This window comes from Rhodococcus sp. IEGM 1351 (assembly GCF_030056875.1).
Lineage (GTDB): Bacteria > Actinomycetota > Actinomycetes > Mycobacteriales > Mycobacteriaceae > Rhodococcus_F > Rhodococcus_F opacus.
The window spans coordinates 1-11,147 of record NZ_JASHKU010000062.1; the positions used below are offsets into that span (position 1 = coordinate 1).

At 63.6% G+C, this 11,147-nt stretch carries 7 protein-coding genes; all 7 read left to right on the top strand.

Translation table 11 applies throughout. The features are described from left to right. Positions 1-72: 72 nt before the first annotated feature. Complete coding sequence (locus tag QM806_RS40560) at positions 73-1,257, top strand: thiolase family protein (RefSeq protein ID WP_005569617.1); 1,185 nt, start codon at positions 73-75, stop codon at positions 1,255-1,257. Between the two features lie 63 nt (positions 1,258-1,320). Next, positions 1,321-2,583 (top strand): bifunctional 3,4-dihydroxy-2-butanone-4-phosphate synthase/GTP cyclohydrolase II, encoded by a 1,263-nt coding sequence (locus QM806_RS40565; RefSeq protein ID WP_005569616.1) that lies wholly within the window; start codon positions 1,321-1,323, stop codon positions 2,581-2,583. A 414-nt stretch (positions 2,584-2,997) separates the two neighbouring features. Continuing rightward, the gene (locus QM806_RS40570; RefSeq protein WP_005265367.1) at positions 2,998-5,355 is read left to right on the top strand and encodes an ATP-binding protein; all 2,358 of its coding nucleotides are present in this window, start codon (positions 2,998-3,000) and stop codon (positions 5,353-5,355) included. A gap of 941 nt (positions 5,356-6,296) precedes the next feature. Further along, positions 6,297-7,469: an LLM class flavin-dependent oxidoreductase gene (locus tag QM806_RS40575; RefSeq protein ID WP_005265368.1), complete on the top strand. Its 1,173-nt coding sequence runs from the start codon at positions 6,297-6,299 to the stop codon at positions 7,467-7,469. A gap of 29 nt (positions 7,470-7,498) precedes the next feature. Continuing rightward, positions 7,499-7,894, top strand: coding sequence for a RidA family protein (locus QM806_RS40580; protein WP_005265369.1), 396 nt, complete (start codon positions 7,499-7,501; stop codon positions 7,892-7,894). Positions 7,895-8,280: 386 nt separating this feature from the next. Continuing rightward, positions 8,281-9,360, top strand: coding sequence for an LLM class flavin-dependent oxidoreductase (locus tag QM806_RS40585; RefSeq protein ID WP_043791289.1), 1,080 nt, complete (start codon positions 8,281-8,283; stop codon positions 9,358-9,360). 132 nt (positions 9,361-9,492) lie between these two features. Next, the gene (locus QM806_RS40590) at positions 9,493-10,986 is read left to right on the top strand and encodes an aldehyde dehydrogenase family protein (protein WP_005265371.1); all 1,494 of its coding nucleotides are present in this window, start codon (positions 9,493-9,495) and stop codon (positions 10,984-10,986) included. The last annotated feature ends 161 nt before the right edge of the window (positions 10,987-11,147 follow it).

The window sequence follows — 11,147 nt, forward strand, 5'->3', positions numbered from 1 at the left end:
ATTTCTTCACCGATCAGAAGCTGGTCGTCACACGATGGTGAGCACTATGCGGCGAACCAGTGGGAACGCGACATGAACTCCGCGATCGTCATCGACGCGGTCCGGTCGCCGATGGGCCGAGCCCGCCCGGCTGGCGCACTGGCCGGCGTTCATCCGGTCGAGCTGCTGGCGCAGGTGGTTTCCGCGCTGGTGGAGCGAACGGCGGTGGATCCCGGCGAAGTCGACGATCTTCTGGTCGGGTGTGTCACGCAGTCGTCCGAGCAGTCCGGCAACATCGGGCGGATGGCGTGGCTGGCGGCGGGGCTGCCGGAGCAGGTGCCGTCCGTGACCATCGAGCGCAAGTGCGGCTCCGGTCAGCAGGCGTTGCAGTTCGCGGCGCAAGGCGTGATGGCGGGGTCCTACGACATCGTGATCGCGGCCGGCGTCGAGTCGATGAGCCGCGTGCCGATGGGATCGAATCGTCAGGGCGCGGATATCTACGGTCCCTCGGTGAACGAGCGGTACGCTCCAGGACTGCTACCCCAGGGCGTCGCAGCCGAACTCATCGCGCACCGGTGGAATCTCGACCGGAAACAACTCGACGAGTTCGCGGCGCGTTCACACCAACTCGCAGCACGGGCGGACTCCTCAGGTGCTTTCGTGCGCGAGATCGTGCCCATTCGCGTGCCGGCCACGGAAGAGACGGTGTACCGGGACGAGACCATTCGTCCCGGTACCACCCTCGACTCGATCGGAGCGCTGACACCGTCCTTCCGCACCGAGGAGTACGCCGATCGGTTCCCGGAATTGCGATGGCATGTCACACCGGCGAACTCGTCCCAATTGACCGACGGCGCCAGCGCGGTGCTGATCGCCAGCGAACGGGCGGCCAGGCGAATGGGCTGGCGTCCCCGGGCCCGACTCCGGTCCTTCTACGCCTGCGGTGACGATCCGTTGATGATGCTGACGGCGCCGATCGCGGCGACACGGGAGATTCTGGCCCGGACCGGCCTGGCGATCGATCAGATCGATCACTTCGAGGTCAACGAGGCCTTCGCCTCGGTGCCGCTGGCGTGGCAGTCGGATCTCGAGGTCGACATCGACCGCCTGAATCCGCGAGGGGGAGCGATCGCGCTCGGTCATCCGCTCGGAGCGACTGGTTGCCGGTTGCTGACGACGATGTTGCACGCGATGGAAGACGCCGACCAGCGACGCGGGTTGCAGACGGTGTGTGAGGCGGGCGGCATGGCGAACGTACTCATTCTGGAAAGAGATTGACGGGTGCGGGACGCCCTTCCCAGAGCGTCCCGCCCCTCCCATCGAGAAGGCAGGAGCACTCCCATGAGCGACAGAGTCCGTCTGGACAGTGTGGAGCGGGCGATCGCCGACATCGCGGCCGGTAAGGCGGTCGTGGTCGTCGACGACGAGGACCGGGAGAACGAGGGTGACATCATCTTCGCCGCGGAGAAGGCCACACCGGAGCTGATGGCGTTCACCATTCGGTATTCCAGTGGGGTGATCTGTGTGCCGATGACGCCTCAGATGCTCGACCGGCTGGATATTCCGTTGATGACTCCCCACAATCAGGACCGGATGCGCACGGCGTACACGGTGTCGGTGGACGCCGCCGATGGTGTGAGCACGGGGATCTCTGCGGCCGATCGGGCACGGACGGCTCGGGTGCTTGCCGATGCGGGTTCGGTGCCGTCGGATCTGACGCGGCCCGGTCACGTATTCCCGCTTCGCTACCGCGAGGGCGGGGTGTTGGTGCGTCGCGGCCATACCGAGGCCGCGGTGGACCTGGCCAGGATGGCGGGGTTGGCCCCGGCCGGTGTGCTAGTGGAAGTCGTCAACGACGACGGCACCATGAAGCGGGCTCCTGAACTGCGGGACTTCGCTGACACGCACGGTCTGGCGATGATCTCCATCGACAGTTTGGTGGGATACCGGCGCCGGCACGAGTTGCTCGTGGAGAGGGTCGCGGCGACCCGGCTGCCGACACGGCACGGCGACTTCACTGCCTTCGGATATCGCGTGGAAATCGACGGCACCGAGCACATCGCGCTGGTGCACGGTGACGTCTCGGATACCGGCCCGGTGCTGACGCGAGTGCATTCGGAGTGCCTGACCGGTGACGTCTTCGGCTCGTGTCGCTGCGATTGTGGGCCGCAACTGACCGAGGCGATGGAGCGGATCCGGCGCGAGGGCCGCGGTGTGGTGATCTATCTGCGTGGGCACGAAGGGCGCGGCATCGGACTGGCGGCGAAGCTGCAGGCCTACAGTCTGCAGGACTTCGGCCGGGACACCGTCGACGCGAATCTGGATCTCGGTCTGCCGATTGATGCCCGGCATTACGGGACGGCTGCGCAGATCGTGCGAGATTTGGGTATCGGGTCGGTGCGATTGCTGACGAACAATCCGCAGAAGGTGACCTGTCTGCAGGATGCAGGCATCGAGGTCGCAGCACGTGTTCCGCTACTGCCGCGGCCGAACAACCACAATCTCGGTTACCTGCAGACCAAACGGGACCGGATGGGACACGACCTCCCCGACCTGTGCCCGGCGGCTCCCGTGACGGAGCGCGGTATCGCCGCCTTCGGCTGAGCAACAGCCCGGCTCGTCACAGCAAACGAAAACGTCGGCCGGGTGCGCTGCGTGCTTGCTCGATCGGGTCGGAACGCCCGCCGTGAAATCGGACTACCAGCCGACCGTTGGAATCGGAACGGATAATCCGTTCACGAGGGAACTCGCTCGCCGCATCCGACGACCGGGTCGACGCGTGAATCTCGCGGGACTGGCGATCACCGCGGTGACGCCCGCAGTCGAGCGGGCCAGGGGAGTTGAACTCGCCGTCACCAGGCTGTAGAACGTACATCGTATAGCGGGCACGATTTGTCAAGAGGTGGCGCATGACTGTACGGCCGACTTCTTTCGGATTGACCGACCGGCTCGGCGCATCGGACGCGCCCGTCAATTCAGCCTCCTGCGTAATGTGCCGGTTCGATAATGGATGCCGCCATGCCCGAAAGTGAGCCCCCCGCGGACATCGGAGTGCATGCCAAGTCCAGGCGAGGCAAATCCGGAAATCTTCCACTGGACCTGACCAGCTTCGTCGGCCGTCGGCACGAGCTGGCAGACACCCGCAAGCTGCTGTCCGGATCGCGGCTGGTAACTCTCATCGGCGCCGGCGGCGTGGGCAAGACCCGGCTCGCCCTGCGGATTGGCGACGTTTCACGCAGGACATACGACGACGGTGTCTGGTTCGTCGAACTGGGTGAACTACACGACGGGGACCTGCTCGGGCAGGCTGTGTCGGGTGCGCTGGGTTTACAGGATCACTCCGTCCGGCCGCCCATGACTGTACTCACCGAACAGCTGGCGGAAAAACGGATCCTGTTAGTCCTGGACAATTGCGAGCATCTAGTCGAGGCAGTTGCAGGTGTGGCACAGGTCGTACTGCGGACGTGCCCGGGTGTCCAAATCCTCGCCACGAGCCGTGCGTCTCTCGACATTCGTGGGGAGGTAGTGGTTCGAGTACCTCCCCTGTCGCTGCCGGAGCTGACGCGATCGACGGCGACGCTTCGCGAGATTTCCCGATATGACGCGGTGACCCTGTTCGAGCAGCGTGCGGGCGCCGCAGTGCCGGGTTTCAGGCTCACCGAGGACAACATGGGCACGGTGGCTGAAATCTGCCGGCGTCTGGAAGGCCTGCCCTTGCCGATCGAACTGGCGGCGGCACGATTGCGGGCGATGTCGGTCGAGCAGATAAGAGAGCGCCTCGGCGACAGACTCCGACTTCTCACGCTAGGCGGCAGAGGAACACCGACGAGGCAGCAGACCTTGAGGTTGTGCATCGACTGGAGCTATGACCTGTGCTCGTCGCAGGAACAGTGGTTATGGGCTCGGCTGGCGGTGTTCGCCGGTGGTTTTGAGCTCGACGCTGCCGAGGGGGTCCTCGCCGCGGACCCGCCAGACGGAGAGTTACTCGATCTGCTCACGTCCCTGATCGATAAGTCGGTCTTGATCCGCGAAGAGGTCGGGTCGGTGGTGCGGTATCGACTGCTGGACACGATTCGCGAATACGGACGAGAGAAATTATACGAAGCCGGCGGATACTGGGACCTTCGAAAAAGGCATAGAGATTGGTACGAGCAACTCGTGCTCCGCGCGAAGACCGAATGGATCGGTCCGCTGCAGGTGGAGTGGATCGCCAGACTGGAGCGTGAGCAGCCGAATCTGCGCGACGCCATGGAGTTCTGCCTCAGCGAGGACGGCGAGGCAGAAACGGGCATGCGCATCGTCACCGGGATGTATCAATTCTGGTTCGTGCGAGGGTTGTTCAGCGAAGGCCGTCACTGGCTCGATCGTGCACTCACAAGTCAGGAAGGTCAGCAACCCTTCGACCGGATCGAGGCTTTGTGCACCAGCAGCATGCTGGCCGCGTTGCAGGGCGACGTTGCCGCCGGCACCGTATCGACGGACCAAGCACGACTGCTGGCTGCCCGGGTCGGGGGTGCCGACCTCGATGCGTTGGTCGCTTTCGCGGAGGGGTGCCTCGCCGTCTCCGACGGAGAGGTTCGGAAAGGTATCGCCAGCCTCGAGAACGCGATCAACGTCTTCCGTCCCGAAGGCGATCTCAACCAGCTGGTGCCGGCACTGGTCTGGCTGGCGCTCGCCTTCGAGATGACCGGCGACATCCAGCGAGCTACAGAGAGCTACGAGGAGCTCATTGCGCTCACCGAGTCGCGGGAGGAAATAATATGGCGAGCAATGGCGCTGTGTGACTATGGTTTCGCGATGTGGCAGCACGGAGAACGTGAGCGTGGAACCGCGCTCCTCGAGGACGGTTTGCGGCTGTCCCGGAAGGTGGGAAGTCAGCTGAGCTACGCCTGGGCGCTCGAGCAATTTGCGTGGACCGACGTCGGACAGAGGCCGGAACGGTCCACGGTGCTGCTGGGCGCTGCGGACGTACTGTTCAGCGCTACCGGTGGTCGCGCACCCGCTCTCACAAACACTGCCACTTTGCACGAGAAGTCTCGGCAGCACGCTCGAACCTCTCTCGGTGAGAGAGCATTTGAGGCCGCAATGAAGCGAGGCGCAGCACTGAGCGCGGACGAGGCGGTTGCCTACGCGTTGGGTGAAGAAGCGCGGGCCGAGGTGCCCGCGACGACTGGCGAGGCCCTCAGCCTCACCCGACGCGAGCAACAAGTGGCTGAACTGGTCGCCGAAGGACTGAGTAACAGGGCAATTGCCGACCGGCTTGTAATTTCCCAACGCACCGTCGAAGGTCACGTCGAGCACTCCCTGGTCAAACTCGGCTTCACCTCGCGTACGCAACTTGCCGCGTGGGTCCACGAACAGAAACCCGGCTGCTGAGCCACCTTCTCGTCCGAGCTGGGGCTGATCCGAGAACGGACCGTCCGCACGGCGAGTGCGCGTCTTTGGTGATCCCAATCGACGCGCTGACAGGCGGCAAAGCCGCGCGTGGCAGGTCCGGGGGAAGTGGCTGGTCCGAAGTGCCGGTGTGCGGAGTGTCAGCCGGCCGCGCAAGACGTGAGAGTCGCCCGGAGGGTCCGCCCGGGCTTGCCGTCGACTGTCGTTGACCAGCCGGCAGTCAAAGCACTCGGCTTCGGGTACACGCCCTTCCAGTAGGTGCAGGTGGATTCCATCACCACCCGCCGCACGTGCCAGTGCCGCAACCGGCCATCATCACCAACAACGTGCGGTGGCCGTGCGGTAACCGCGCAGCTCCGGCATTCGCCTACCGGGCCGCTTGTGGGTGCGGCACCCGCACACACGCCTCGAGAACGGCCTTGCCGAGATCCAGCGCCGCGACCCGTTCCACTAACAGTTCGACATCGGCGACCCATCCATGACGAAAGTCGTTCCCACAAAACCGATTGCATGAACGCCGCCGCCCGCAGGAACCGAACAGTTCACACCGATATTCGGGGCCTACCGGCGCCAAGAATGATCGACCTCGGTGAGAGACCGCACCCGATCTTCCCGCGTGCGCCCGCGCCCCAGGAAGGGGACCAATGAACTGACATGGGCGGGTGGCCACTGCCGACCAGCCGGCGACCTGGGCATACCACGGCACCCACCCTCACCATGCCCACCTACGTAGTACGCGGGTACAGCCAATAGGTAGCGGATAGGTAATTTCCCGCTGGCACCAAGGCGTGGCTGCAGCGATTCTCATGTGATGGGCATCACCTGAACGGTTGGGCCACCGAGGTCAGCGTTCGGGTACGGGCTTGGACAGCAATGCGGTCCTTGTCCGAAATATGGGCGAGAGCCAATGAGCTTGGAGTGAAATGAAGATCGATCTGCTGTATGCGTTGACGAATCGTTCGGGCGAGTTGTCCTGGCATGAGGTGCTGGAGGCGACGCGGCGTCATGCCGTGATGGCGGACGAGTTGGGGTTTGACCGGATTTGGCTGGGTGAGCATCATTTCGACACCGATGGGACGGATGCGAGCCCGAATCCGATCATGTTAGCGACGGATCTGGCCGCTCGGACGAACCGGATCCGGTTCGGGATGGCTGCGGTGTCGCTGACGTTGTGGCATCCGTTGCGGGTCGCGGAGGATCTTGCGTTGCTCGATCACTTCAGCGAGGGCCGGTTGGATGTGGCGTTCGGTCGCGGGATCCTGCCGATCGAGGTGATGAACCTCAATCCTGCAGCGAGTCGGTGGAATGGTTCGGACAACAGCCGGGCGATCTTCGAGGAGAACCTGGAGATCGTCCGCAGGATCTGGACGGAGGATCTGTTCAGTTGGTCGGGAGAGCGGTACACGTTCCCGGAGCCGCGGACGAAGTTCATTCACTCGCCGGGGGCGCCGATGCCGGAGGGCTGGGTCGACGAGCAGGGCCATCTGAAGGCGTTCGGGATGACGCCGCAGCCGTTCCAACAGCCGATGCCGCCGTTGTTCGCGGTGACCGAGTCGGTGGAGGGGTTCCGTGGTGCGGCGCAGAAGGGTCTCAAGCCGATTACCTGGTATCCGACCGGTCAGGTGCTGCGCAATCTGCTCGACCTCTATCGGGAGGAGAAGGCGGCTGTCACCGGCGCGACGCCGGACCTGGGGGAGGATGTCGGGGTGCTGCGACTGTGCTACGTCGCCGAGACCGATGAGCAGGCGCGTCGGGTCACCGAGGCGAGTGTGGTGGAGTTCTTCGAGTTCGTATGCCGGGTCCGTGGCATCGGGGTGTGGCTCGACGCCGACGAGGATCCGGAAGATCCGCGGTTCAAAGAGATGGATCCGTTCGATCTGCTGATGGAGCGCGATCACCTGATGATCGGCTCGGCGGCGAGTGTGACCGAGAAGATGACCCGGCTGACCAGGTCGCATGGCATTCAGAATTGGTTGCTGCAGATGGGCTTTCCCGGTGTGGCACATGACGAGGTGGATCGTTCCCTCGAGTTGTTCGCGGCCGAGGTCATGCCCGAGATGCGCAAGCTCGACTCCACCCTCGCGGCTGCCCAGTGATCGACGAAGCCCTCACGGAAGGAATACTCATGACGGAATACCTCAACCCAGGCAACCTTTCCTACCCTCGATTCGGAATGAATCCGGGTGTGGCGACAAAGGACTACGTGTTCTGCGGCGGCATGGCGCTGGATCTGGAGACGCTGGTGCGTAAGCCGGAGGCCGACACCATCGCGAACGAGACGAAGATCGCGCTGGAGGAGATCCAGGGGATCCTCGAGACTGCCGGCTGCACGCTCGGGGACGTGGTGAAGACGACCTGTTACCTGGCCGACGATTCGTATCGCAAGGAGTTCTGGACCGCGTACACCGAGGTCTTCGGGGAGGGTCCGTACCCGGCGCGCACGACGCTCGTCGTCGGCATCGCCGGCGACTGCCGCGTCGAGATCGACGCCGTCGCGCTCCGGCCACGGAACCAGGGGTAGAACCCCGCGAAGAAAATGTCGGGGTGTGCGAGCGACAAGTCGTCGACCCGACGCACAACTCGACCCCGAAGTCATCGGTGAGATCGCTCGCCCGGAACAGACAAAATCTGCACCAGCACACGAAGCGCCCCGCCGAATGAGCCGCCGTCGAAGTCAGCACGGTGCCCAAACTGCACGCTGAAGCTATTCAGCTTCCTACAGGGTTCTGCGACGACCACGGCGCGACATGACGGCGACAACAGCTCCAGTCCCCACCTAACACCGTCCTGCCCAGGACGCCCGAATCCGAAGTCTTGTCCTAGTCGGATTGCCCTCGAATCAGAGGCTCCGCGCATTATTCGACCGATCCGTGAGAAGGCGGGTCGCTAAAGAGAGGAACACCTGCGATGGAGTTCGGTATTTTCATTCCCAGTGCTCGGAATGGTTACATCATTTCTGAGGCTGCTCCACAGTATTCGCCGACGTACTCGCACATGAGGGAGATCATTCAGGCGGGTGAGGAAAACGGGTTCTCCTTTGCCCTGTCGTTGTCGGCGCTGCGCGGGCACGGTGGCACGACGGGGTTCTGGGACGACGCACTGGAGTCGATGACACAGATGGCTGCCCTCGCCCGGGACACGACGACGATGAAGCTGATTGGCTCCGTCAATATTCTGGCGATCCATCCGGCGATCGCGGCGCGGATGGCGGTGACGATCGACCAGATCAGCGAGGGGCGTTTCTCACTCAACATCGTTCCCGGCGGATGGCACCCCCGTGAGCTCGAGGTCATGAATGTGTGGCCAGGCTATGAGTACAACAACTACCGATGGGAGTACGCGGGTGAGTACTGCCAGGTGGTGCGCGAGCTCTGGGAGAACGGCGTCTCAAACTTCAAGGGCAAGCACTTCCAGTATGACGATCTGCGGATGGGCCCGAAGCCAGACAATCACGTGAACATCGTGTGTGCCGGCGCCTCGGACGACGCCATCGCATTCACCACGAAGTACGCCGACTACTCGTTCCGCCTGGCCTGGGGAGGCGTGGACGCCCTCGAGGAGGTCGTGGGCAGGTTCAACGAACAGATGGAGGACGCGGGGCGGACCATTCGGCCGTTTGTGGCATTGGGTGTTGTCCTCGCTGACACCGACGAGGAAGCGGAAGCAAAGCTGCAGAGCTACATCGACACCCCGGATCGGGGTGTGATGGAGTACATGATCGGGCAGGCATCCACCGATTCCGCCAAGGGCGGCACCTCAGAGATCCTCGCCGGGGTCGACGCCAAGGGATTCGTGCAGTTTTCGACGGATTTCATCACCGGTTCCCCGGAGAGTATCGCGCGCCAGCTCGACGAGTGGGCCGAACTCGACGTCGCTGGATTCATGCTGATCTTCCCGGACTACGTGGAGGACATCAAGCGGATGGGTCGTGAGGTGTTCCCGCTGATGAAGAACTTTACCGCGGTGCAGGCGCTGCAGAACGCCTGACTTTCCCGCGCCGCGAGCTCCCAAATGCGGGCCGCCACATGATCTGGCCAGGCTGTGTGGCGGCCCAGGGCGGCACCTTCCGTTGTGAGAGTGCCGAGAACCTGTTAATGCGATGAAAATAAGGATGGAACCATGTCCACAACGCTGCTCAGTGAAGAACTGAGGACGAACATCAAGAAGGCCGAGAGGATGCTGATCGGCTTTGAGTGGGTCGACGCGTCCACTGCCGAAACGATCGCGGTGGAGGATCCCGCGACCGGAGAGGTCGTTGCTCATGTCCCGGCCGGTAACGCCCAGGATGTCGACCGCGCGGTCTCGGCTGCGTGCGCAGCATTCCGCGGACCGTGGCGCCGGCTGACTCCTCAGGAACGTGGCCGACTGCTGTGGAAGCTGGCGGATCTGATCGAGGACCGTGCGCAGGAGTTCGCAGAGTTGGAGTCGCTGGATGCGGGGATGACGATCGGCGAGGCCAGATACGTCGATGTGGCGTTCTCGGTCGATGTGTTGCGGTATTACGCGGGATGGCCGACCAAGATCACCGGGGACACGATCCCGGTGTCGTTTCCGACGAACTTCGGCGGCCCTTATCATTCGTACACGCTGCGTGAGCCCCTCGGTGTGGTGGGGTGCATCGTGCCGTGGAATCTCCCTTTGATGATGGCGGTCAAGAAGATTGCGCCGGCGCTCGCGACGGGAAATACGGTGGTTGTCAAGCCGGCCGAGCAGACTCCGCTGTCGATCGCACTGCTGGGGGAGTTGGTGCTGGAGGCCGGTTTCCCCGAGGGTGTCTTCAACTATGTCACCGGATACGGGGAGACGGTGGGGGCCGCCTTGGTCGAGCACCCGGACGTGAACAAGATCAGTTTCACCGGCTCGGGTCCGACAGGGAAGGCGATCATCAAGGCGGCCACGGGCAACCTCAAGCGCGTCTCCCTCGAACTGGGCGGGAAGTCACCGAATATCATCTTCGGCGACGCCGATCTGGGGAAGGCGATTCCGTCGGCCGCGCTGGCGATCTTCGCCTGCCAGGGTGAGAGTTGTGTCGCCGGGTCGCGTCTGTACGCGCACCGCTCAGTGTTCCAGGATGTGGTCAACGGGCTGGTCGAGGCGGCTGACAGCATCCGGTTGGGCCGCGGCTTGGATGCGGCGTCGCAGATGGGTCCGCTGATTTCGGCGGAGCACCGGGACCGAGTGCTCGGTTTCATCGAACTCGCCCGCAGCGAGGGAGCCGAGATCGTCACCGGCGGCTCTGCGTGGGGGAGCGAAGGCTATTTCGTCGAGCCCACCGTCTTGGCGAACGTCGGCTCGGACTCGAAAGTCCTGCGGGAGGAAATCTTCGGTCCGGTTCTGACGATTGTGCCGTTCGACACCGAGGACGAGGTGCTGGCGCTGGCGAACGATTCGCACTACGGACTCGGTGCGGGGGTGTGGACCCGGGACCTCGGCCGCGCGCACCGCGTGGCCGCGGGAATCGAAGCGGGTCAGGTGTGGGTGAACTGCTATCAGACGGTGGATGCGGCGTTGCCTTTCGGTGGGCACAAGCAGTCGGGGTTGGGGCGGGAAACCTGCAAGGAGAGTCTCGACGAATATCTCGAGCTCAAGACAGTCGTCGTCGATCTGTCGTAGACCACGGGCACATATGGCTCCATAGTCGTCGGTGGCGCCGATGCGGGGTCGTAGCCGCCCACGTCTGACCGAGGACCCGCAGGTGTCGGTCTTGCCGGTCGCGGTCGTCGGCGGCACCTACCAACGATTTTCGAGTAGTGAGGGTTTGAATAGTGACAATG